21 protein-coding genes are annotated in these 23,625 nt (G+C 50.8%); 4 read left to right on the top strand and 17 right to left on the bottom strand.

All coding sequences use genetic code 11. From position 1 onward, the window contains the following. Positions 1-4: 4 nt before the first annotated feature. The 10 genes from B9Y93_RS20415 to B9Y93_RS20460 form a co-directional block, all read right to left on the bottom strand. Positions 5-313, bottom strand: coding sequence for a hypothetical protein (locus tag B9Y93_RS20415; protein ID WP_085497681.1), 309 nt, complete (start codon positions 311-313; stop codon positions 5-7). Continuing rightward, positions 310-642: an alpha-helical endospore appendage domain-containing protein gene (locus B9Y93_RS20420; RefSeq protein WP_085497683.1), complete on the bottom strand. Its 333-nt coding sequence runs from the start codon at positions 640-642 to the stop codon at positions 310-312. Before B9Y93_RS20420 ends, B9Y93_RS20415 begins: the two co-directional genes overlap by 4 nt. 15 nt (positions 643-657) lie before the next feature. Continuing rightward, positions 658-951 carry a nucleoside-diphosphate sugar epimerase gene (locus B9Y93_RS20425; protein ID WP_085497685.1) on the bottom strand — a complete coding sequence of 98 codons (294 nt, stop codon included), beginning with the start codon at positions 949-951 and terminating at the stop codon, positions 658-660. Between the two features lie 153 nt (positions 952-1,104). Next, complete coding sequence (locus tag B9Y93_RS20430) at positions 1,105-2,508, bottom strand: glycosyltransferase family 2 protein (protein ID WP_085497687.1); 1,404 nt, start codon at positions 2,506-2,508, stop codon at positions 1,105-1,107. A gap of 39 nt (positions 2,509-2,547) precedes the next feature. Continuing rightward, a complete protein-coding gene (locus B9Y93_RS20435) occupies positions 2,548-3,648 on the bottom strand; it encodes a GT-D fold domain-containing protein (RefSeq protein WP_244903513.1) in 1,101 nt (366 codons plus the stop codon). After that, positions 3,587-4,579 (bottom strand): dTDP-glucose 4,6-dehydratase, encoded by a 993-nt coding sequence (gene rfbB, locus B9Y93_RS20440; protein WP_085497689.1) that lies wholly within the window; start codon positions 4,577-4,579, stop codon positions 3,587-3,589. The genes B9Y93_RS20435 and rfbB overlap by 62 nt, the downstream gene beginning before the upstream one ends. Next, complete coding sequence (locus B9Y93_RS20445) at positions 4,576-5,307, bottom strand: sugar phosphate nucleotidyltransferase (RefSeq protein WP_085497691.1); 732 nt, start codon at positions 5,305-5,307, stop codon at positions 4,576-4,578. Before B9Y93_RS20445 ends, rfbB begins: the two co-directional genes overlap by 4 nt. A gap of 13 nt (positions 5,308-5,320) precedes the next feature. Further along, entirely contained in the window at positions 5,321-6,079 is a 759-nt protein-coding gene (locus B9Y93_RS20450) for a glycosyltransferase family 2 protein (protein ID WP_244903514.1), read from the bottom strand. Further along, a complete protein-coding gene (locus tag B9Y93_RS20455) occupies positions 6,076-7,341 on the bottom strand; it encodes a glycosyltransferase family 2 protein (protein WP_085497694.1) in 1,266 nt (421 codons plus the stop codon). The genes B9Y93_RS20450 and B9Y93_RS20455 overlap by 4 nt, the downstream gene beginning before the upstream one ends. Then, positions 7,338-8,276 carry a glycosyltransferase family 2 protein gene (locus B9Y93_RS20460; RefSeq protein ID WP_244903515.1) on the bottom strand — a complete coding sequence of 313 codons (939 nt, stop codon included), beginning with the start codon at positions 8,274-8,276 and terminating at the stop codon, positions 7,338-7,340. Before B9Y93_RS20460 ends, B9Y93_RS20455 begins: the two co-directional genes overlap by 4 nt. Positions 8,277-8,341: 65 nt before the next feature. On the opposite strand from B9Y93_RS20460, the gene B9Y93_RS24395 reads away from it, so the two are divergent. Beyond that, positions 8,342-8,710, top strand: a complete 369-nt coding sequence (locus B9Y93_RS24395) for a hypothetical protein (RefSeq protein WP_139829200.1) — start codon at positions 8,342-8,344, stop codon at positions 8,708-8,710. A 16-nt stretch (positions 8,711-8,726) separates the two neighbouring features. On the opposite strand, the gene B9Y93_RS20465 is transcribed toward B9Y93_RS24395, so the two are convergent. Beyond that, a complete protein-coding gene (locus B9Y93_RS20465; protein WP_085497696.1) occupies positions 8,727-13,325 on the bottom strand; it encodes a WIAG-tail domain in 4,599 nt (1,532 codons plus the stop codon). Positions 13,326-13,522: 197 nt separating this feature from the next. Continuing rightward, positions 13,523-14,677 (bottom strand): glycosyltransferase family 4 protein, encoded by a 1,155-nt coding sequence (locus B9Y93_RS20470; protein WP_085497699.1) that lies wholly within the window; start codon positions 14,675-14,677, stop codon positions 13,523-13,525. A 144-nt stretch (positions 14,678-14,821) separates the two neighbouring features. On the opposite strand from B9Y93_RS20470, the gene B9Y93_RS20475 reads away from it, so the two are divergent. Continuing rightward, the gene (locus B9Y93_RS20475) at positions 14,822-15,925 is read left to right on the top strand and encodes a YheC/YheD family endospore coat-associated protein (RefSeq protein WP_085497701.1); all 1,104 of its coding nucleotides are present in this window, start codon (positions 14,822-14,824) and stop codon (positions 15,923-15,925) included. Between the two features lie 163 nt (positions 15,926-16,088). Further along, entirely contained in the window at positions 16,089-16,901 is an 813-nt protein-coding gene (gene asd / locus B9Y93_RS20480) for an archaetidylserine decarboxylase (protein ID WP_085497703.1), read from the top strand. Between the two features lie 113 nt (positions 16,902-17,014). On the opposite strand, the gene trpB is transcribed toward asd, so the two are convergent. The 5 genes from trpB to B9Y93_RS20505 form a co-directional block, all read right to left on the bottom strand. Further along, the gene (gene trpB / locus B9Y93_RS20485) at positions 17,015-18,172 is read right to left on the bottom strand and encodes a tryptophan synthase subunit beta (protein WP_085497706.1); all 1,158 of its coding nucleotides are present in this window, start codon (positions 18,170-18,172) and stop codon (positions 17,015-17,017) included. A gap of 135 nt (positions 18,173-18,307) precedes the next feature. Further along, positions 18,308-18,628: a hypothetical protein gene (locus B9Y93_RS20490; protein ID WP_085497708.1), complete on the bottom strand. Its 321-nt coding sequence runs from the start codon at positions 18,626-18,628 to the stop codon at positions 18,308-18,310. Between the two features lie 109 nt (positions 18,629-18,737). Next, complete coding sequence (locus B9Y93_RS20495; protein WP_085497711.1) at positions 18,738-19,178, bottom strand: GNAT family N-acetyltransferase; 441 nt, start codon at positions 19,176-19,178, stop codon at positions 18,738-18,740. Positions 19,179-19,587: 409 nt separating this feature from the next. Beyond that, complete coding sequence (locus tag B9Y93_RS20500; protein WP_085497712.1) at positions 19,588-19,803, bottom strand: hypothetical protein; 216 nt, start codon at positions 19,801-19,803, stop codon at positions 19,588-19,590. Between the two features lie 134 nt (positions 19,804-19,937). Beyond that, positions 19,938-20,882 (bottom strand): hypothetical protein, encoded by a 945-nt coding sequence (locus tag B9Y93_RS20505; protein ID WP_085497713.1) that lies wholly within the window; start codon positions 20,880-20,882, stop codon positions 19,938-19,940. Positions 20,883-21,101: 219 nt separating this feature from the next. On the opposite strand from B9Y93_RS20505, the gene B9Y93_RS20510 reads away from it, so the two are divergent. Then, complete coding sequence (locus B9Y93_RS20510) at positions 21,102-23,441, top strand: hypothetical protein (protein ID WP_085497714.1); 2,340 nt, start codon at positions 21,102-21,104, stop codon at positions 23,439-23,441. The last annotated feature ends 184 nt before the right edge of the window (positions 23,442-23,625 follow it).

Raw genomic sequence — 23,625 nt, forward strand, 5'->3', positions numbered from 1 at the left:
GCTGCTATTCCTCCTCCACTCTATGAATCCTTGACACATCGAGCGGATACTGATGATTGAGCCAGGGCATCCCAGCACTGCCCTGCTTCACCTCTCTCCATCTCCAGCCTGTCACCGTATGGCAAAGGGATTGCTGATAGTGAGTGAGCGAAAGAATATTATCGTGGATAAGGTTCGACTGATGGCGAGACAGCTCCGATATGTCTGCTAATTGTTCTAGCAGGCGGGCAAGCGCAGCTTGGCTGCGTGCCATCGCCTCCACCATCTTAATCTGGGCTTCCGTCCGTCTATCATAATGAGGAGAGCTGCTCATGAGGAATACCCCTCTCCATCCTCGCTGTCATCTGCACTTCCACTATAATCATTTCGGGATGGTTCCACCAGGAGCACATTCATGTTGCGCGCCAAGCTGTATTGCAGCTTAGCGAGCCCCTCCAGCACCTCTATCACCTGCTCATGAATTTCCATTGGCTCATTCAACTGCTCAAGATGAGTTGCAAAAGCCTGCTGATTCAAATGATTCAATACCCAGTTTCGATTCTTCTCCGCCTCCAGCGCCTTCGCTTCAAGTATCTGCGCCACATTCCACTGCATCTTGGCCATGGCTTCAAGCATGGTCGCATAAGCGTGTTCCCGACTCACCTTGACCCACTCCTTCTACTCCAGATCATCTCGGGTACTCTGCATTTCACGTACAATAAACTGCAGTTGCAGCGCCATGGCATCCTCAAGTGCAGAGAGGCTGTTCAAGTAGGCAATTAGATTGCGCGTCACTTGGCCAGATTGCTCCTTAAGCCCTGCAAGCCCCTCGAATTCCGGGTGAAGATCAGGCAGATGGTGAATAATATGCGCCATCCTAACCGCGACTTGCCGCTCGGCATCCAGCACCCTTGCCATATGGGTTTGGGTATGCGACATATGCTGGATCATTTCATTTACGTTGTGCTGCATCATCATCCCTCCAAAATGCCTATATGGCCTGTGCCTTGTCTCCTCATAAATCAGGCATACGCATGTCTCTACAACATATGCCGTGCCTATCCATCTGTATACGGTCATTTTGCCTAAATGTCCTGGATCTGTACTTTGAGATAAAAGACAAGACTACAGATGATAAGAGTAAATCATTGGAGCTGCAATGATGGGCATGCCTTCTTGAAGCTTATGGCGATCAGCTTCGCTTCGGTGTGTAACTCGGCCTTCCATCGACCATCTCGCAATGGCATGCTGGCTAACAAATTCGTGGAAGGAGCTTCCTTGGCGCTGGAACCATCGACCGTTCTCTGTGGTAAAGATACCTCCGTCTGGAATGCTGCCATCCGGAGCCGACTGCTCATTCCACTTGACTGCAGCAGTCTTGGCATCCATCACTGGACCTGTGCCAAAGCCCAGCAGATCCATTTGCGACAGCTTCACAACAGGGATATGAACGGGTCCTGTCAATGGATACTTCGTGCCATGTTCAATCCAATAAATCGTATCGCTAAGCCCCGTTGCCGCAACATGAGAGGGGTAGAAGGATTGGGCACGAAGCACGCTGCGAGTGGAATGCGCCCTTACCCGACTTACCCAATCATGCGCATTGGCCCATTTTGCAGAGAAAAATGCCGCATTCTTGTCATTGACCTCCTGGAGCCGCTCTCCCAGCGCCTTCATGCTTTGGCTGCCCACATGATGGATAAAGCAGTCCCGTGCGATAACAAGCCTTCTTCCCGTCAGCCTTGTTCGGATGATATAGTCGTCATCCTCGAAGTTTCCGATTGCAAAGCCTTCATCCATATAACCTACGGCCTCAAAAGTTTCCCTGCGCAGCAAATAGCAGAAGCCGACAAGCCGATCCACGCTTTGCCACAGGCTTGAATTCGCGACATTATGCCTAGCAGCAAAGACCTGCATGCCTTGAAGATTGCTGTATGGCACCTGAATCTGCTGAGGCCCGCCAATATAATTGGTCACAGGACCGACAATGCCGATATTTGAATCGCTGTTCAGGGCGTTCAAAAGGTTGGTGAGCCAATTCTTCGTTACGATGATGTCGTTATTCAAAATGCAGATCGTGCGTCCCTTTGCCATCATCAACCCGGTATTTACCGCCCCAGAGAACCCTCGATTCACTTCATGGATATGGTATCTCAGCTTCCCAGAGCATGATTCTAGGAATTGGGCGCTTCCGTCCGTAGATGCATTATCCACCACGATGATCTCGTGCGGATTCGGGGTATGCATGCGAATGCTGTCCAAGCATTGCTTGAGCAGATCCAGCTTATTGTAATTGGCTATAATAATACTCGTGCCATCTAATGGAGCCTCATACTCATCTTGACCACGACGCAACCCCTCTGCATAGCCGAGCGCATAGCCATGTTCATATTCATCGTTATGGATGACGGTTCGGGTCGGCACTTTGGCCTTAACTTTGGACTTCCCTTTGACAAGCCGCTTCGGCTTGCGTTTTAAGCTCCGTCGCGGGCGGTTGCGTGTCCGAGCCTTCTTGAGCAGCTTCGCCATCTGCCTTCCTCCATCTCCTCATCATATTCACTCATTCCATTAGAATCCAAGCTCTCCGCTTGCAATCTTATTGGCGAGGTGCCCGAAATCAAGCGCCACCTTTCCAAACTGCGAAGCAACGCGCTGGGTTAACAACACTGCCGGAATGCCTGCCGATATCAAGGCAAGATCGAAGTCATATGTCGCTGCTTCCGCCAGCACTCGGTGGGTATCTCTTACACCCATCACTGGAGTTACAACACCAGCCACCGCGATGCCTCTTGATCGGAATACATGCGCCAATGCTTCAGCAGCATTGCCGATAACAAGCACCCTTCGGCCCTGCAAGAGCCGATTCAGATGACCATACTGAGCGAGCATATAATTCACCGTCGAGTAGGTCAGCCGCATATGCCTGACCTCCATGCCGTATGCACGGAATGTTGGATACATCAAGCCTTGAAAGTTCGGCATTCTGGACGTTGGTATGCCGACAAAGGTTGCCTGGCGGACAGCTTCCGCCAGCTGATCGCGATACTCATGATCAGGGATATCCATACCTGCATAGCCTAAGAACGGTGCTTCCTTGCGAACGAGTGCCGAAGACAAGACCCGGTCATGCGCAAGAGCAAGCAGCTCGCCATCTCCTAGTCTTACGACTGATAATGGCTCCTTTCGCTCCAGCGCCCTCTCCATATGAATGAAGATATCCGCGGGATCGACCAGCGTCTGCAGCAGATGCCTTACCTGCTCGAAGCCAAGCGCAATGACATGTTCAACTGGAATATCGGGGAGGATCATATGCTCGGGAATGAGTTTCGCTAGGAAACCTTCACCGCCCTCATACTTTCCTTTTCGGAAGCCATCTTCAAAGGCAATCTGGCGCTCGCTCTCAAGGTCCAATAAGAGCTCTTGGGATTGCTGTCTCATTCCCCTGAGATTACGGCGCTTCCGAATCCGTTTTCCACGTCCTGAGCCTCGCTTGCCGCGCCTTGCTCTTCCCCGCATCTTTACTCTTCTTCCTCTTATTGAACGTGCAAGCGAAGTTCTGCTCTTGCGGCGCTTGGCCGCAGAAAGAGAGCGAAGGAGTGTCACCTCTTCACCACCCTTCTCGATAAGCGCCTGAGAGGACCCGCTCCCACCAGTCGCGGTGATCCACATACCACTGCACGGTCTCCATCAAGCCCTGAGTAAGACTCAGCTTGGGCTGCCAGGCAAGCTCTTTTGCAGATTTGTCAGGATTAATCGCATATCTTCGATCATGACCGAGTCGATCAGGCACATAAGTAATCAACGATGCTGGCTTATTAAGCAGCTCAAGAATCATTCGCACCATCTCGATATTCGTTCTCTCTTCATGTCCGCCAATATTGTATACTTCCCCTACCCTGCCTCTCTTCCAAGCTGCCTCAATGGCAAGACAGTGATCTTCTACATACAGCCAATCACGAATATGCCGGCCATCGCCATATACAGGTATGGGCTGATCTTGCAGTGCGCGCAATATGATGGTCGGAATCAACTTCTCTGGGAACTGATAAGGGCCATAATTATTGGAGCAGCGTGTAATGATCAAGGGCAAACCATACGTCTTCACATAAGCTCTTGCCATAAGATCTGACGAAGCCTTGCTCGCCGAATAAGGACTGTTCGGCTCAAGCGGCGAGTTCTCGCTGAAGCTTCCCTCATCGCCCAGCGCTCCATACACTTCATCTGTAGAAACATGAAGAAAAGTACCAACGCCATGGCGGCGAGCGGCCTCAAGCAGGTGGAAGGTGCCAAGCACATTCGTCACGACGAATTGCTCAGGATGCGAGATGCTGCGATCAACATGCGATTCAGCAGCAAAGTGGAATATCGCTTCATAGCTTCCATGCTCGAATAGCCGCTCTACATCAGCGGCATTTGCAATATCTGTCCGTATAAAAGCATACCGGTCGCAGGTATCGAAGGGCTTCACGTTATCGGGATTGCCGGCATACGTCAGCTGATCCGCGTTCGTAATGTGGATATCCTCATGCTTTGCCAGCATTGTTCGAATAAAGCAGCTCCCGATAAATCCCATTCCGCCCGTGACAAGCAATTTTTTCATAGCTGTACCCCCCAAAGCTTCACGGCTGCCTCTTGGAGCGAATCAAATGTTCCGGCATCTGTCCACCAGCGCTGCAAAATATCGTATTTTAATTTGCCGCTATGCGCATACGCATTATTGACATCTGTAATCTCAAGTTCTCCTCTGGCTGAAGGAGCAATCTCTGCAATATGCCGGAATACTTCCGTATCATACATATAGATTCCCGTGACACAGTAGTTCGACTGGGGCTGCTTCGGCTTCTCCTCGATGTAGAGAATGCGCTCTCGACGTTCAGGATCAAAGACAGGAACTCCATAGCGCCTAGGATCATGGACTCGCTTCAAGAGCACGCGTGCTTCACCTGAAGGCTGCTCCTCGAATGCAGACACGTAAGCAAGCAGATCATCCTGGAATAGATTATCACCAAGCAGTACAACGAAGCGTTCGCCTGGAACGATATAAGGCTCTGCCAGTGACAGCGCCTGAGCAATGCCGCCTGCCTCTTCCTGAACAGCAAAGGTCACTTTGACGCCGAAGGCCTTGCCGCTTCCGATATACTCAGCATACAATCCCGCCGACATCTTGCTCGTTACAATAAAGAGCTCCCGAATGCCCGCTGCTCGAAGCCGCTCAATCCCGTAGCAGATCATGGGATGCTTGCCGACGGGCAGGAGATGCTTGTTGATGAGCTTCGTCAGCGGGTACAGCCGACTGCCTGTGCCGCCCGCTAATATAATTCCTTTCACACAGTCTCCCTCCTTAGATAAACTGATGGGGATCAATGCTCCATTTATCTACAAATCGCTTATAATTGCGCCGAACAAGCTCCTTAAGCGCATGCTCGCCATGCTCCTTGAAGCTTGCACTTCCATAATGATGCACATATACATCCCGGGCAATCATAATGCCGTAACCGCTCATTCTGGCTCTCAGGCAGTAGTCGTCATCTTCAAAATGGCCGGGACTGAATTGCTCATCAAGGAGCCCGATCCGGTTCATAACGGATCTGCGAACGGCTAAGCACAATCCCACCACGCGCAGCACACGCTGATGCTTCTTCGGATCAGGCTTATTCCATTGCCTCGCATGATGGTGAAACTGCTCTAGATCATCGTAAGCACGAGGCTCGCACTGCCTCCCGCTGGCATAATTCGTGAGCGGCCCAATGATGCCTATATCCTCATGCAGCCTGAATGCTTCCAGTATATTATCAAGCCAGCGATAAGACACAATGACATCGTTATTCAACAAAATAATAATGTCGCCCGCACTCACATTCATGCCGAGATTGCATGCCCCCGGAAACCCAAGATTGCTAGGGCAGGATATAAAAGGAACTCGCTCTTCTTTGCAATACTGAGCTGTTCCATCTGTAGATCCATTATCCACCACAATCAGCTCATAAGAAGGAGTTGTATGCGCCCGAATCGCCTCTATGCAGGACTTCAACAAATAAAGGCGATTGTACGTTGGGATGACAATGCTTGCCGCCGGAGGCCCTGACATCGCTTCGCTCATTCCCTATTCCTCCTTACGGCAATGTGCTGTCTGCTGTGCTGCGGTTCATTTAAGGCATTGCCTTTCCAACTCCAGATTGTATGGAAGGCTTCCAAATGATCGCCTAGAATCAGTTGGGCTACTTGGTTGTTTGCGCCGCTATTAGTCGTTTTTACTTGATTATGTGTAATAACATCTATGGTTGCTGCCGTCTCGGTTCGAAGTCCATGAAGCAAAGCAAGCGCCTGAGCGCGCGGCGGTACGCTGAGCGCTTCTATCCCAACCCTATCGATGGCTTGGCGGCTTAAGGCATGGGGAACTGCAGTCAGAGAATTGGACTCCAGATCCGGCCTGCCCAAGCAGGCGTTCAGCCATTGCTTGCAGTAGCTGATCGAATCCTGTCTGTCGAATGGAGGCAGCAGCGGCGTAATATCATTTAAGGCCACATCCACCCCTTGGGCGATCGACCATAGGAAGGCACCGAGCTGTTCGGCAGGAACCGCAATATCACTGTCTACAAACAGCACCGCCTCCGATCGAGTCAGCTTCGCACCAATGGAACGTCCAACATCATGGCCAACTCGCTCAGGATAATGAACGATAGTGGCTTGCGGGGAGCTTATTCGAGCTTCCTCCAACGTCCGATCTGTTGACCCGTTCACCACAATATAGATTTCATCTAACGCAAGGCGATTCACCTCTTGCAGGACAGAACCGATGCGCCCTTCTTCATTCATGGCGCACATAACGACAGACAGCTTCATCGTGGTGGGCAGCAGCATAAGGGTGGGCAGCTGACCGTGGAATGCCGAGGCGAGCCCCTGCATATAGGCGTCACTCAACAGCGGGATCATCGGGTATGAGGATAGGCCTGGTGATAATGTATGCGCGAAGTGTGCAAATGCTTGGCGAGCTTGTAGCGAGAAGCGCTGCAGCTCGTTTGGATGGTATCCCTCTTGCGCCAATCGTTGCCCGTCTCTCTCGCCGGCAGCAGTCGCAAGCTGTCCGTAACCTGTTGGAAGCACAGCCCCCCTATTCATCGGAATACGATTTCTAGAGCGTACCCGTCTTGCTTTCCCTCGCCGCTGTTTGCCTGTCATTCTTGAGCGCTTGCTTCTTCTCCCCGCTCTAGACGAACGCATCCAACGGGAGGACTTTGACAGTCGAGTTCCCTCTCGTCTCCTTGCTCTTGCCGCGCGAGATGTCGGGCTAGAAGATGACAACCGCTTGATTTGTGCAATTTGCTCTTCACTGCCAACCCGTTCTTGATCCTCATGCATCATGTCTGCTCCCTCACAATCTGCCGATTGCGTCCAAGATCTGTGTAACCTCCACGACTTCCGGCCTGCTCTGTCAGCCAACGAATGGATTGAAGATGATCATTGTCAATTAATGGCTCAAGCGGATCTTTCCTAAAATGTCTTGCCCGAATTGGATTTAAGCGCCCAACATCAACAGACGACGACCGAACAACCGTCAACCCTTTGTGAATAGCGGTAGCTTGAGCAAGTGGCGGAATGGATAAAGCATCCGCTCCTATCGAGTCCAGTGCTTTACGGCTTATTGCATGCGGAACGGCAGTCATCGACGCCCCTCTTAGATCTGGACGAGAACATAAGGCATTAAGGGCATGCTTGGCCAAGACAACCCGATGCACCTGTCGTTTATGAACCGGCCCAGAATAATCATTCAGCGCGACATCGGCTCCTTGAATAATGTCATGAATGAAAGGGCGAAGCCTTGCCGCAGAAATGATCATATCTCCATCTATAAAGAGCAGCACCTGCCCCTTTGCAGCAAGCGCCCCTGATGTGCGCCCCACATCATGGCCCAAGGCCTCTTGATGACGCAGCACGATGGCACCAAGCCGCTCTGCGATATAATCGGAACCATCGTTGGTTCCATTGGCAACGACGATCACTTCCACTGCCGGATGGACCTTCCTTGCTTCCTTTACGACTCGGGCAATGGTCGCCCGCTCATTCATAACAGGGATAATGACTGAGACCAACGGCTCTGGATGAGGCGGCATGTAGGTCAACCGCGTGAATCCACGATCCCTTCTTCCCTGGCGATGCTTCATAACTCGACTTGATCCAAGTCTTCTACTCGTGACTGACCGCATCGATTGACGCTTCAAACGCCCTGCTGAATGGCCTGTGCGGCCTATGCGTTTACCAGCACGAGTGCTCATGCTTGCCGCTTTTCCTCGTCGCAACTCATACACCCCCTGCTTATGTGAATACCTGCTGTTACAAGACATAGTATGACTGGGGATAAGGGGTGGAACGGCGGCTGTACGCCCTATCAAGAGATTCAGCCTATGCACGAGATATGCCTATCAAGGCACGAATGACGATTCCTACCTACTTCCGACACAGCCATGCAGCACACTCCTATAACCTGCTAAGCATCGTTTACTCCGCCATTTTGATAGAACCAGCCTCTCTCTTTGACGAACCACATGCTCAAGAAGCAAGCAGCAAGAACTTAAAACTCAAGCTCACATTTAGAAAAAGGCCGGGAGATCTTCCCGATCGCCCGACCTTTACTTTCAACAGAAGCAAACGCAACAAGATCGCCTTACTTGCCTGCTACTCTCCTTGTCACATGATTAACCCGCAGGCAACTGCAACCTATCGTGCGCGTTAATGTACATATCTAACGGCTAGACACAGGAATCATTAGCTGTCCCCATTGCAATCCATGCGATCTGCCCGCTTGACTCAGGAGCAATTCTCGTTCGAACCACCTCAACAATGGCTCCCGCAGCATGCTGCGACTTTACAGCCGCATAGCAGGCCGATTGATTCGTGGACACGACGAGCGCATACTGATCATCTGCGAATGGCTCATCGAAGGAAATAAGCACTTCAACCCGTTCCTCCGTATGGTCAAAAGCAAAGGCAGCATGGCCGAACTGCTGCAGTGCATTCTTCACATTAGCATTCGCCTGCACAGGATTAAAGCGAAGATGGCGAGGAGCAATCGCTTCATCCGCCAGATGCTCCTCATGCACGGCACCTTTGGCGATCGTCCGCGCATGAACAGCTCCTCCCTGCAAATGCGCGCTGCAGATGCTGCCTGGCGCAACATGCTCAGACTGCACACTGCCGATCTCAAGCACGATAGACGGCACATGTTGAATGGCATGGAGCTCAGCCGCTCCCTCCAGCAGGGCGTTTCTCATTGACGCTGCCCACTCCAGCAGAACTTCGGGCTGAAGATGCGACAATCCTATCGCTTGCTGTGCGATATGCTCGCTCTTCACCTCTTCCTGGGCGAGCTGCTGATGCCGTTCCTGATCAGCCTGAACTTGTTCCACCGCCTGTTGAACATAGGCCTCAAGCTCCTGCAGGAAGCTGTTCGCAACATGCTGCCGATGAATAATGCCTTCTTGCAGATGGACAGCATCAATCGACTGCAGCGCCAGCTTCTCCCCATTCACTGCGCCGTCAGCAATCGCCTCACGCCTAACTGCCTCTTCATCCATGTGATAGCACTTGATGGATTGGTCGCCGATATGATGAGACAGCACAGACAGATGAACAAGATGCTCCGATTGCACGCTCTCTGGAGCAAGCTTAGAGGATATGATGCTAAAGTCCTCCAAATGCTCTGCACGCACAGCACTTTCCGCAAGCTTCTCTCCCGTCACACTGCCAGATTGAAGCTGTCTTGCTGTAACTGCCTCCGCTTGCATGTGATCCGCTCGAATGCTGTCTGACTGCAGATGCTCAGCTGATACACTTTGCTTATGCATATGGTGCGGAAGTATTGAGCCTTCAGCAAGATGCTCCGAGACTATTGCTTGGGGCTTAATATGCCGCTCGCCAACTGCCCCCTGACGAATATGCGTTTCACCAACAGATTCGTGTGCAAGCTGCTCGCTATGAATGGCCTCATGAGCTAGATGTTCGGTCTGAACCGATCCTGCCCCAAGCACGCGGCTGTCTACTGCGCCATCCTGCAGATGCTGATTCAGGATGCTGCCTGACTGAATAGCTCCTCCGTTCACCGCTCCAAGGGCAAGATGGCCGCTGGTAATGGCCTCATCCGCAAGATGCTCACTTTGCACGATACCCGCCTGCAAATGACGTTCAGAGATTATTCTGTCCTGAAGATGCTGCTCTTCGATCAAATACGGCATCAGATGGTGGCCGTACACAGACTCTGCTGCGAGATGCTCGGAGCGAACCGCTTCATCAGCCAAAACCTCTTCATCGACGGATCTGCTTCCAAGGTGTTCCCGATGGATAATGCCTGCTTGCAGATGCGAAGATGCGATGGAGGCGTCAGCGAGCTTCTCCCCTTGTATGCTTCCATCGAGCAAATAATCGGCTGTCAGCATATCGGGGCTCAGATGTGTTGGGGAGAGGCTGCCTTTTTTAATATGATAGGCCTGAACCGCCTCGACCTTGATATGCTTGCCAGCAATGCTTTCTACTGCCAGATGCTCGCCTTGGACGCTTTGTGAAGAGAGGTGCTGGCTGTCGACACTGCCGATCTGCAGCATGCCGCCATGAATCGATTCGGGCTGCAAATGCTGCTCGCCAACCGTACAATTTGCCAAATGCTCCGATTGGACAACAGCTTCGCGAAGATGATGAGAGGCAATGCTTCCTGCCTGCAGCTTCTCGCCGCATATGCTTCCTGCCTGCAAGTGATCACTCTTGATGACGTTCTGCTGCAGCTTATCACCACTAATACTGCCTTCGGCAAGCTTCGTTTCTGTCACCGCTCCATCAGCAAGATGATCGGTTGTGATGCTCTCGCCTGCGAGTGCCTCTCCTGTCACAGACTGAGGGGCAAGATGTCGCGCCTGAATGCTCTCGCTCGCCAGCTGCTCCGTTCCTACTGCCGCCTCAGCCAATTTGTCGGATGTGACCGCTCCACGCTGAATCGCAAACGTATCTACACAATCCACGCTCAGATGATCAGTTTGGATCGACCCTTCTGCAAGATGTCTGGATGCAACAGACTGCTCTTGCAAATGCTCCTTTGCTACAGCAAGAGGAGCGAGATGTTCAGCATGAACACTGTTCTCAGAGAGCTTCTCACTTGTAACCGATCCTTGGGCAAGCTTGCTCTCGATGACGGCATGATCACTCAGCTTGTCGCTTGACACGCTCTCTGGAGAGAGCTTAAGCGAGGTGATAACATGATCAGCGAGGTGATGGGAATAGATGACGCCCTCACCAAGATGCTGCTCGGTAACCGCCTGAACGGCGAGCTTCTCACTTGTTACGGCTTCGCTGCTTAATCCTTCTGTCATAATAGCGCCGTCGCAAATATGACGACTGTGAACAGACTGCTCCGCAAGGTGCTCCTCACCAACAGCTCCGAATCGCAGCGCCGCTGAAGTAACTGCCTCATCCTGCAGATGATGCGATTCTACACTTCCATATTGAAGCTTCTCACTGCTGACGCTCTCGGAAGCAAGCTTCGACTCTACCACCGCTTCATCAGCCAGAACGCCTGTTGTTACGCTCCCCGTACGAAGCTTTGCTTCGGTTACCGCGGCGTCTTCAAGATGTACAGAGCTTACGCTTTGCTCAGCAAGATGAATCCGAGATATTGATAGTGGAGCAATCGCATCACTCGTCACCGATCCCTGACGCAGGTGCTGCGCGCGAATCGAATCCTGCTCCAGATGCTCGCCGCCGATGGACTCTGGCTGCAGGTGCTGACCGCTAACAGAAAGCGGAGCAAGCTGCTTAGATCCGACCGACTGCTTCGCCATATGCTTGGATAAGATCGCTTCATCCGCTACTTTAGGCGAGACAATGGCTTGATCCGCAATCTTGGACGAGGTAACCGCATGATCGACCAGCTTCACAGTCGTCACGGCCTGATCTCCAAGCTTAGCTGTTGTAATCGCTTGATCCTGCAGATGAGCGCCTTGGATGACTTTCTTGCCAATATGTTCTTCGCGCATCGCTTCACGCTCAAGATGCTGCGGCTGAACGGCTCCTTCTGCGATATGTGTTGACTCGATGCTGGCTGCTTGAATATGAGTGCTGCCGATGCTCGCCTTAATCACATGGGCGCTGTTCACTTGATTTTCTCCAAGATGCCTGCTGTGAACAACGCCATCCTGCAGCACCCGGCCGCTCACACTCTGATCCGCAAGCTGCTCCTCTTGAACGCTTCCTGCAGCAAGCTTCTCACTCGTTATCGCTCTAGCGCGCAGCTTCGAAGTCGTTACAGACTCCTCTCCCAGCTTAGAGGTATCTACACTGTCATTCGCTAGATTCTCCGTTTGCACCGCACCGCTTCGTATCTTTTCGGTTGTAACCGATTGATCCATAAGCAGCTCGCTTGAAATGAGCAGTCCGCGCAGATGCTTCGTATCGATAGAGCCCTCTGCGATTTTAGCGGCATCAATCGTTCGATCCGCTAGCTTCTCGCTCGTGATGCTTCCGTCTCTCAGCTTCCTGCCGGAAATGGAGCGATCACGCAGCTTCGAGCCCGAGATCGAGTTAGGGATCAGATGTTCCTCTGCGATGGATTCTTGGGCGATCTTGGAACTTGTCACTGCGCCTTCGGCTAGCTTCATTCCTGTAACAGAATAATCCTTCAATGCATGCTCATCAATCGACTCGCGTCTCAGCTTAGAGCTGTCGATTGCATTGGGTGCAAGCTTCTCGTTTGTCACCGATTCATCGGCGAGGTCATCCGTATATATGATTGCCTTTGCTCGCTGCCTGCTGCGCTTCTCTTCCATCCGCGACACTTTCTCTGCCTCGCTTAGGAGTAATCGTCCAGCTTCTTCGCGAGCTCGTTCTGTACTCCCTTCCTTGGCGCCTGCTGCTTCCAACTCGGTAGGATGGACTGCTGCTTCCTTCATTTCGTCCTTGGACTGTGCATTGTTAATCTTCAGATTGCTTGAGGTAACAAGCTCCATATTGGAAAAGGGCTGCGCCATTGGCTCCTGCATCGAAGGAGCCGTTTGTGACCAGCTCTTGCTAATAATAATTTCCTGCGGCTTAGGATCAGATCGCTTGGCTTCACTTTCATGACTTTGAACAGCTTCTGTGTTGGACTGCTCCTTATGATTCACCGATTCCGTGCTACTGTCTTGCTCCTCTTGCAGCTGCTTCATCGCTGCTACCGCGTTCAACTTGACGGTCTTCTGAGTCGCTTCGCTTTTCTTTTTCTTAGACATCTTATCGAGCATCCTAAGCTCAGATGTATTAGGGTTGTCGACAAAGTACAGCGGCTTCTTCGTCTTTCCTGACGAGCGAACGCTTTTCTTCTTTTTCATTTTCGCACTCCTTCCGAGATGGGCTCGAGTCTATAGCTAAGGCATCATATGCCGAGATGCGCCCACTCGTCACAGAAGTGTTCATCTCATTTATTTAATTATCAATTACAACTTCCCATTCTACCCGCGTGATATTGGTCTACAAACAAAAGCATGCAATCTCATCACTGCGAGACTGCATGCTCTCCATCCATCATTTATCGAAGCTGTTCCACTTCGCTTACCCAGCGTTCAGCCGTTCGCTTCCATGTAAAGCTCGCCTCTACATGCGCCACACCGGCGCGGCCAAAGCGTTCACACTCCTCTTGATTAGCCAAGAGCCGCTCCAGAGATTGAGCGAGCCCCCTTTGAAGCCGATAAGGCGGGACAAGAAGCCCCGTAACGCCATCCACAACCACTTCCTGAATGCCTCCTACTCTAGAGGCAACCACAGGCACCCCAGTTGCCATAGCTTCGACATTGACGAGCCCAAACGCCTCTCTCTCCACCGATGGGACGACCACCATATCTGCAAGGGCATACCAAGCAGGGACCTCTTCATGTGACACGTAAGGAATGAAGCGAATATGCCTCTCGCACCTTCTGCTCAACCGCTCAAGCCTGCGTACGTATTTGGTTCTTCGCCTGGATCCGTATGATGCGCTGCCGACGACAACAAGCAGCACATCGGGATGGGCGCGTGCAAGTCTTGGCATCAACTGAATCAGGTGATGAACCCCTTTTAATGGAATCAAGCGTCCAACGTACAAAATAATCCTTCGTTCACTCCATCCTTGCATCTGCTTGCCAGCCAGATATCTGCGTTCGCCTTCCTCATCCCAGCGGGATTTGAAGCGGCCTCCATCGACGCCAAGCGGGTTGACAATCACTTTGTCGGCACAGTCCGGTGCGCGTGATACGACCTGATTGTACAAGTAACGGCTGTTCACGAAGATTCTCTGCGCAGCGCGAAACGCAGCTCGCAGCTTCCTTGCAGGAATATGCTGCTTGCTCATAAAGGTGGTAGAGTGCAGATTCAGCCATACCGACTTATGCGGAAGCAGCTGCTTAACCGTCAGCACAAAGCGCGGTCTATTCTCCACTTGAATGATGTCCGGATCAAATTGCTGAAGCTTCGCGATGACCCCGAGTATATATCGGCTCCCTCCGGAGGAACGAACACGCTCACATGGAACACCACGCACCGAACCATACAGTTCCTGCCCTGGCCACTGTCTCGCATAGATTCGTGCTTCAACTCGATCACTTGCCAGACCTACTACGTATTCAACGACGCGCTCGACAGAGCTGCTAGCTCCTGAAGGAATGGGAAAAGTACCTGGAGTGATGACTGCCACACGGGGGAGCCGCATGTCCTTCACCTCTTTTATCGCAAAAATTAGACACTTCGATAGTCTCCACTCGTCCATACATATTGCAGCGGACATACATAGGATGCAGTACATGCCGCTTGTTTAGGCGCCTTAGGCGCCTCCAGACGAAGAGGAGGAACGAACATGTCCGATAGCCGTATCGGCATTCTGTTTAATGCAAATATGCTAAAGGGGCTTCTTCGAGGCCGGACGCGTCATGAGGCCATCTCGTTCTACGAGGATGCTGCACGTCGACACGGTGTTACCCCGATTTTTTTTCGCATCGAAGATATCCATCTTCCATCCATGCGAGTTCTAGCTTATGTTCGGCACCATCATCATTATGTGAAACAAAGCTTCCCGCTGCCAGACGTCATTCATAATCGAGCTATCTATTTTCGGTCACGTGCTGCAAAAAAGCTCTCGATGCTCGCTGAGCGGGGAATCCTGCTCTACAATCAGGTGAACCGCTATGGAAAAATGAAGATTCATGACCTGCTGAGCTGTAATCCCTCACTGCTCCCTCATCTTCCCGAGACGCATCTTGCCACCAAGAGCAGTGTGCTGGATATGATGTCACGCCATGACTCCATTATCTTAAAGCCTGACAACAGCAGCGTAGGCAAAGGCCTTATGAAGCTCGAGCGCACAGAGCGAGGGTGGAATGCCTGCTATGCGGTCAGCAGCCGCAAGCATGGCAAGCGCTGGAGGATCCGGCCGATCGCTCACCATACACTGCCATCCATTATTGTAAAAAGAATGAACGCCACACGATATCTCGTTCAAGAGACGCTTCCGCTTGCTTCCTATGATGAACGCCCCTTCGATCTGCGTGTATCCGTTCAGCGCAATTACACCGGCCAATGGCAGATAACCGGAATTGTAGGCAAGGTGGCGCCAAGGCATACGTTTGTGACTAACGTAGCTCAAGGAGGCAGCGTTCGCACCTTCGAGGAGATCGCAGCACAGTCGCTGCCAGCTCTTTCCTATTCACAGGTTAAGCAAGCAATTGAAGATACAGCGCTTCGCATTGCTGAGACACTCTCAGATGCACTGCCGCACATGGCTGATCTTGGACTTGATATGGGAGTATCCCCCGAAGGGCTTCCTCTCTTTATAGAATGCAATGGCCGCGATCAACGTTACAGCTTCCGCGAAGCCCATTTACTGGATACATGGCGAATGACCTACAGCAACCCCATGGAATACGGCATTCATCTGCTTCATAGCCGGCATCCTGTAGGATAGCCGTCCACCCTCTTAACAGAATCAAAGTCTGTTACATCCGTTATTAAAGGAGTTATTGAAAAATAGAGCGCTCTGTGTCAATATAAATCAATGGACTTGTCATCCTTGACATCCATAAATACACAGAACGCTCTCGCGTTCTTGTCCAAGGTGATTAATGACTATGATGAAACGACTGCTGCGTCTACTTACGGAGCTGTCTTCGCGCAAATGGGTATCCCGAATAACGGGGAGCTTCGCCAGTTCGCGCTTGAGCAGGAAGCTGATTCCGACCTTTGCCAGATCCTATGGCATAGACATCGAAGAAGCAGAGAAGCACATCTCAGCGTATAAGAGCTTGAACGACTTTTTCACCCGCCGCTTAAAGCCCGGGTCACGGATGATTGCAGAAGGAACAGATCTTCTCATCAGTCCCGTGGATGCTCTGATTACAGGCATGGGGCCAATTGAAGATGGGCTGCTGCTCAATGTAAAAGGACAGGATTATACCCTGAAGGAACTGTTGAACCAGTCTCCGCACCTGCAAAAGTATAAGCGTGGGTATTACTTTGTACTGTACTTAAGTCCAACGGATTATCACCGCATTCATGCACCTGTTGCTGGTCACACCGTGGAAAGCGAGCATGTCCTTGGCAAGGTATATCCCGTAAACGACTTTGGCCTGAAGCACATGCCGCGCGTATTAAGCCGCAATGAACGATTAATCACGTATATCCGGCATGCGTATGGAGAAGTGTCGGTCGTAAAAGTAGGAGCGCTCAATGTAAGCAGCATCCGCTATGCGGATGGCAAAGTGCAGGATCAATATGATCAGGGTGCTGAGCTTGCTTATTTCGAATTTGGCTCTACTGTCGTCTTGCTTACTGAGAATCATACCTTTGATCCTCGGCATGACTTGAAGCTTGGCGATAAGGTCAAGATGGGCGAATCGCTCGGGCAGCTTCACCCGAAGCCTGCTCCAGAACCAAAAGCATAAACAAAGTGTAAAAAAAGGGATGAGCCCGCTGAGGGCGCATCCCTTTGTTATATTGTTGTACATCACGATAGCCTTAAAATCCTTAAATGAATCAGCCTTGCAGCAAGCTGCATTTATTTAAGCATTGCAAACACTTGCTCTACATCCTTGTCTCCTCTTCCAGAGATATTCACGATCAGAACATCCTCTTTGCTAAGTTGAGGGGCGAGTTTCAAGGTATGCGCTACAGCATGGGAACTCTCCAATGCCGGTATAATCCCTTCCGTCTTGGTCAGCACCTGAAATGCCTCCAGCACCTCTTCCTTCGAGACCGCCACATACTCCGCACGGCCATTCTCCTTCATCGCGCTGTGCTCTGGGCCAACACCCGGATAATCAAGACCTGCCGCAATGGAATACGTAGGCGCAGGGTTGCCCTCTTCGTCAAGCAGCACATAACATTTGAAGCCTTGAATAATGCCTGGCACGCCAAATGTCATCGTCGCCGCTTCTGCTGGCTCAACACCCACAAGTCGAACAGACGGCTCATCGATATAATGGGCGAATGCGCCAATGGCGTTGCTTCCCCCGCCAATGCAAGCAATAACTGCAGTCGGCAGCTTGCCTTCAAGCTCCATAATCTGACGCTTCGATTCTTCACTGATGATGGCTTGGAAATGGTGTACCATCTCCGGATATGGATATGGGCCTACCGCAGAGCCCAGCAAATAGAAGGTGTTCTCGTAATTGGCTACCAAATCGCCTAGCGCCTCATCTACGGCATCCTTCAAGCGGCCTTGCCCTTTTGATACAGATACGACCTTAGCGCCAAGCAGTTCCATGCGGAACACATTCAGCGCTTGACGCTCGATATCCTTCTCTCCCATGTAGACGATACATTCCATGTCGAACATTGCACATACAGTAGCAGTTGCAACACCATGCTGGCCTGCTCCCGTCTCAGCAATGATCCGGTGCGCGCCCATTCGCTTCGCCAGCAGAATCTGCCCGAGCACATTATTAATTTTATGAGAGCCGGTGTGGTTCAGGTCCTCACGCTTCAAATAAATCTTTGCCCCGCCGAGCTTGTCCGTCAAATGTCCTGCATAAGTCAGCGGATTCGGGCGGCCCACAAACTCCCGCAAATAATATCGAAATTCCTCATTGAATTCGGGGTCATTCTTGTAATGGTGGAATGCTTCTGCTAATCGTTCCATTACACCTTGCAGCTCTGGCGGAATATAGCTCCCGCCAAATTGACCGTACATACCGGCTTGTATTGTCGTTGTCATCTTACAGCACCCCTTTGGTAGGATTACCCATCGTAACAAACATTTTAATACACTACAGGGGTACAGTCTATCTTTTTTACCCTAATAGAAGCGTTAAAGTTTCGTGAGTTCGTGATTCCTCGACTCATTGTGCCGCTAATCAATAAGAAAGGAAGAACCATTTGTATAGGTCTCCTCCTTAATCTCGGGATTCTCTGGACTCAATGTACGGAGAAATTGCTCGAACAGCGCTTGAATCTGAACATCATCCTTCATTTTCCCCATCGCCTCGACATATTCCTCTTCGCTCTTATACAGATGAACTTCGGTCAGCTTAGTCGGCTGCTCGCGACTTCTGCGAATAAGCATCGTATAATTAACAAATTGCTTGTAGAGAAGATCTGACTCGCTGACGAGTTCTAAGCACTGCTCAATCTGTTCTGCCTGCACACTATATTGATATACCTTAACGTACATAGATCATGGACGCCTCCAACCTCTTCGTATCCTGCTTACTTGTTCGTTGCTGATAGGAGACAGGTCCAATGAAGATCGTCATCCCTACCGCATGTTTCCCGGGAAATAATTATAGAAGCGGCTTGCGGAACCCTCTTACATCTTCCGTGTAGCCTAGGTTTTCATAGAAACGATGTGCTGCTGTGCGATGACCACTAGATACGAGAATCATATACCCGCAGTGATGCTCAACAGCGATGCGCTCCAACTCATTCATTAACAGCTGGCCGACGCCCTTCCGATGATGGTGCTGGGAAACGATTACATTTTCAATCACCATAAACGGTCTGCCATCTGCAATCAAATCTCGACATATAACGCCCATCACTGTACCGGCAAGCTCATCGCCATCCTTAGCTCCAAGCAAATAATAATGCGGATCTCGATCCAGTTCCTTGAATTGCTTTTCCAATGAAGCGAGATCGGTAGGCTCTTCTATTAATTCTTCGTAAATTTGCTTTAGATGTATTAGATCTTCCTGTGTAATGCGGCCAATCTGAATGGTACTCATCGCAAACCTCTTTTCTTCCCTTGATGTGTAGGTCTATGTATTCATTAAAACGGAGCGATTGTTCATAGCAAGAGATTGTGATGCCAATGTCTTATGCCTTTTTAGGATCTTAAGCCATATGTCTGGGTCTTCTCAATCTCAGCTCCACCGATGATGCGATAATTACAGACTTTCCTTACTACGCCTCATCTCCTTGCCTAAGGCATCCCTCTTGCTCATCGACATTCTAGAGCATCATGAGCGCAACGTCAATTCAATAAATGCATAAGCAAGACACTGTATACTCCGACAGCTCCTCCGACTTAGAGCCTGCTGCTAATCTCTCTACGTGCAATCGTATAATATTTATGCTATGACCTTCTCCTTTGATACAGAAGCAATGGCATGCCATACAATTACTATGACAACTTCACGATGTTTTGAGCATGGTTTTTACTTGAGTACTTCGTATCTCCAACACTTCTTGCTCCCTCTCATATCGATAAAGGCTTCCTCTCTGATCCACAAATGACCACCCCTGCCGTTCCATATCATGATGGAATACTTCTTCTTCGCTCTCTCCATTCATCAGCTGTACATAATAAATCGATTGGAACAAGCCCTTTGTTACGTTTGTTCCTGGCAAAAAAGCATCCATAGTGGCGAGGTGACAATAATTAATCCCATTAACAGAATAAGTAGACTCCAAGTAATAAGTCTGCGCGTTTGTCTTTCCAGCTGCCTTCTCACGCTCATTTCCCTTCTACCGTGAATTTATTTTTAATTTCCACCTATGTTCTCTCCAATGATCATACCGACACTGAGTACTTGAACCCCCCCACGATTTTGTTCTAGAAACGGATACACCGCATCCCGAAGCTTCTTGGCTTCAAGCTCGAAACCATGCTGCTGCAACGAAGCACCTATAAGCCGCAAAGACGGCTCATGAACGACTCCTTGATGCTGATAATCGCGAACAAAAGAAAGGATCGCCTCAATGGAGCTGTTGGAGAGGAATGCATCAAGCGCCTGAAGGTCTTCATACTCAATATCCATAGCAGACCATGGGTGGGGCTCAACTTCAACCTTCTCGATACTGGACGTTAATGGCATGATGCCCAGTCCATCTTGAGTCGGAAGCAGACAGCATGGTTTGCGCTGCTGCCGAATCCAGCGTATGTGTTCAACTGGGTTGCTAATGTCCTGCAAGCCAAAGCGGTGCACAGCTGAAGCAGAGGCAGCGCGCAGCTCCCGATGATATCGTTCCTGATCAAAGGAATCCGATGCGCAAGTCTCCTCCATCTGCTTGCGAATATGACATGCATAAGCTTCATCGCTCTCAAAATCATTTAACAGAAGAGCCCTGCCCCATCCGTCATGGCTAAACCATAATTGAAAAAATTGTCGCAGATTGCAGGCAACAAGTCGGACAGCATTGTCAAAGTCCATTGGAGATACACAAATGATTGGAACCTTAGCTAAATCTTGATTGGCATCAAAGTCGGTCAGAAAAGCATAATGAATGCCATCCATTCCCGTATCCGCAAATCGGATACTATCAATAGGTGAACAAAGATAGTAGCCATTACCGTCGCCTTCGATACCAAGAAATAAGCCTGACGGTCTTTCCAGATAGGGAACATGAGCGGCACATTCCTGCTCCCATCGTATAACTTCTTGCAACAGCGAAGGCATTCGGAACACAGGATGATTAATATCTACCATTATTCATCATACTCCTTTCATGAAGCATCTTCTTCTCATTTTGTATACACCCACCTGTAGTGTCAACTTATGTAAAATAACATTTGGCACGATATGCTTCTCCCTAATGCTCCCAAGGAAGTGCACGCAGACTAGCAGGCTTACGTTTGGGTGGAGCAAGCATCCTCTGATACAATAAATGCATCACATTGTCTTACACCATTCGCAGGAGGGAACCTCATGTTAGCGAGACAGCGACCTAACGAAAAGACAAGCTTTCAAGAAATTCAAGCATATGAGCCTGCAATTGATCTGCAGACGGATATGGTCATGGTCTATGGGATCGATGACACCATGGAAGATCGGATCAAAGGCTGGAAAGCGCAAGGATACACCGTCGGCTTAATGACCGGAACAGCGTGGGGAGAATATCAGCCCTATCTAAACGGCCATGTAGATGGCAGAGAGCACTGGGACGAAGCGCAGACAAGAGCAAATGGAACTCGCCTTATTCACGAAACCGATGACGTTCCTTACATGGTTCCTACGGTTTCATTTTCTGATTATATAACTAAGCGTTTAATGGCTGCGGTCGATGCAGGCGTTGAAGCCTTTTTCATGGAGGAGCCCGAATTCTGGGTCGAAGGCGGCTACTCTGAAGCCTTCAAGCGAGAATGGGAGCTATACTATCAGGAGCCTTGGATGCCGCCGCATCAAACCCCTGATGCCCAGTATCGCGCATCCAAGTTGAAGGCGCATTTATATGCGCAAGCCTTGGATCGAATCAGCACCGCCGTGAAGTCGTATGCGAAGCATGTACATAGCAAGCAAGTTCGCTTTTTCATCCCGACGCACAGCCTGATCAACTACTGCCAGTGGCGAATCGTGAGCCCTGAGTCCAAGCTTATGGAACTTGATGGCATTGATGGTTTTATCGCGCAGGTGTGGACAGGCACGTCTCGTGTGCCTAATGTGTATCAAGGCAAGCGCAAGGAGCGTACCTTTGAAACCGCTTATTTGGAGTATGGCGTGATGCAGGAGCTAGTGCGAGGCAGCGACCGCAGGATGTGGTTTTTGCATGATCCGATAGAAGACCATCCCGGCCACACCTGGGAAGATTACGAGTCCAACTATAAAAAAACCGTTGTAGCCTCCCTGTTGCACCCTCATATCAACCATTATGAGGTCGCGCCGTGGCCGCATCGGATATACAAAGGCGCTTATGCAAAGGAAGGCTGTGCAGTCAAACAACCCCTGCCGGAAGCCTACGGAACTGTGCTGCTGAGCACGATTCATGCGCTGCAGCAGATGCCGCTTGGCGGCATCGTGGGGACTCCCGAACAGGTGCTGGGACGACTTCCTGCTCCACATCATCTTGATGGTGCCGCTGGAAATGCTGGCCTCCTGCCGAATCAATCCGGCAAGTCCGAGCAGTCTATGGGCACTAACCAAGCTGCCCGTCCCTCTCGCCCCGAGATCGGGGTGCTCGTCGCTGATTCCGCCATGTATCAGCGGCTTGATCTCTCACTTGATTGGGAGAATGTCGATGAACATACGCGCTTTGCCTCGGAAATGGAGCATATCTCATGGGATGGCTTCTTCGGGCTTGCCATGCCGCTCCTCAAGCAGGGCTATCCCGTAAGACCTGTCCAACTCGATAATGTACGTCGCATCCCGCATTATCTGGCATCCTATCATGTACTGCTGCTAAGCTATGAATATATGAAGCCGGAGACGATGGACCTGCATTACGGCTTAGCGCAATGGGTGCAGAGCGGAGGTATTCTTCTGTACGTCGGAGACGGACGCGACCCCTATCATGCGGTCAGAGAATGGTGGAACAAAGGGGAATGTTGCTATGAGAGCCCTGCTCATCATTTATTTGAGACGCTGGGACTTGACCTTCAAGCATTATTGGATGCGAATCATCGTGAACTTCAGCCAGTTGGCAAGGGCGGCGTCATCTGTCTTCATGAATCCCCCGCAGCCTTTACCCAATCTGCTGAGAATGCCGCGCAGCTCGTTATGCATGTCACGAAGGGATGGGCTTGGAAGCACGGATCAAGCGAAGGACTAGAGCCAAGCCATGCTCTAGCAGCCAAGCGCGGCCCCTACCTGATCGCAGCCGTGCTGGAAGAAAGCATAAGCAAGGAGCCGCTCGTGCTTCATGGTCGCTTCGTTAACCTGTTCGACGGCAACCTGTCCGCTGTGACCGAATGGTCCGTTGCTCCCGGAGAGCAGGCTTTATTGTATGACCTGAACGAGATCAGCCCCCATAGAGCGATTGAGCCTGTACTCGTTGCGGCGGCAGGACGTGTGACGAAGATTGACTCCAACGCTCAGAACAAGAATGAAGCCTTGCACGCAGTGAAGAGCTGCCATCTCTACCACGTCCGTGGTCCTGCAGGTGTCCGAGCGGTGCTTCGCTTCGCTGCGGCTGCGCCTCCAGCTCAAATCATCGTAAGGCACGGGCATGTTGAGCTTCCATGCACATGCGACTGGGAGGCTTACTCATCGACCTTCGCTGTTGCCTTCACGCATCCTGCGAATGGCGCAGAGCTTCAATTGCTCTATCTGTGACGGCCATCGATCATCTCCTATTGAATGCAAACAAGGCGGCATGTCTAATGTCACTAGACATGCCGCCTTTTACAAATGCCCTTTATAATAATTACTTTCATATGATTGTCACGACAACAGGTGATCTTACCCTGCTTCATCTATTGGCTGCCATAATGACAGCTCCTTATTTCCTTGATACAGA

Origin of the sequence: Paenibacillus aquistagni, from assembly GCF_900177815.1 — a bacterium.
Lineage (GTDB): Bacteria > Bacillota > Bacilli > Paenibacillales > Paenibacillaceae > Paenibacillus_B > Paenibacillus_B aquistagni.

Bases quoted from the DNA above. Each gene is read 5' to 3' on its own strand.
- B9Y93_RS20505 (WP_085497713.1), bottom strand. From the start codon at position 20,882: ATGGTAGATATTAATCATCCTGTGTTCCGAATGCCTTCGCTGTTGCAA.
- B9Y93_RS20475 (WP_085497701.1), top strand. From the start codon at position 14,822: ATGTCCGATAGCCGTATCGGCATTCTGTTTAATGCAAATATGCTAAAG.
- rfbB (WP_085497689.1), bottom strand. From the start codon at position 4,579: ATGAAAAAATTGCTTGTCACGGGCGGAATGGGATTTATCGGGAGCTGC.
- B9Y93_RS20430 (WP_085497687.1), bottom strand. From the start codon at position 2,508: ATGGCGAAGCTGCTCAAGAAGGCTCGGACACGCAACCGCCCGCGACGG.
- B9Y93_RS20455 (WP_085497694.1), bottom strand. From the start codon at position 7,341: ATGATGCATGAGGATCAAGAACGGGTTGGCAGTGAAGAGCAAATTGCA.
- B9Y93_RS20490 (WP_085497708.1), bottom strand. From the start codon at position 18,628: ATGTACGTTAAGGTATATCAATATAGTGTGCAGGCAGAACAGATTGAG.
- B9Y93_RS20495 (WP_085497711.1), bottom strand. From the start codon at position 19,178: ATGAGTACCATTCAGATTGGCCGCATTACACAGGAAGATCTAATACAT.
- B9Y93_RS20465 (WP_085497696.1), bottom strand. From the start codon at position 13,325: ATGAAAAAGAAGAAAAGCGTTCGCTCGTCAGGAAAGACGAAGAAGCCG.
- trpB (WP_085497706.1), bottom strand. From the start codon at position 18,172: ATGACAACGACAATACAAGCCGGTATGTACGGTCAATTTGGCGGGAGC.
- B9Y93_RS20425 (WP_085497685.1), bottom strand. From the start codon at position 951: ATGCAGCACAACGTAAATGAAATGATCCAGCATATGTCGCATACCCAA.
- B9Y93_RS20470 (WP_085497699.1), bottom strand. From the start codon at position 14,677: ATGCGGCTCCCCCGTGTGGCAGTCATCACTCCAGGTACTTTTCCCATT.
- B9Y93_RS20510 (WP_085497714.1), top strand. From the start codon at position 21,102: ATGTTAGCGAGACAGCGACCTAACGAAAAGACAAGCTTTCAAGAAATT.
- B9Y93_RS20450 (WP_244903514.1), bottom strand. From the start codon at position 6,079: ATGAGCGAAGCGATGTCAGGGCCTCCGGCGGCAAGCATTGTCATCCCA.
- asd (WP_085497703.1), top strand. From the start codon at position 16,089: ATGATGAAACGACTGCTGCGTCTACTTACGGAGCTGTCTTCGCGCAAA.
- B9Y93_RS20415 (WP_085497681.1), bottom strand. From the start codon at position 313: ATGAGCAGCTCTCCTCATTATGATAGACGGACGGAAGCCCAGATTAAG.
- B9Y93_RS20435 (WP_244903513.1), bottom strand. From the start codon at position 3,648: ATGTGGATCACCGCGACTGGTGGGAGCGGGTCCTCTCAGGCGCTTATC.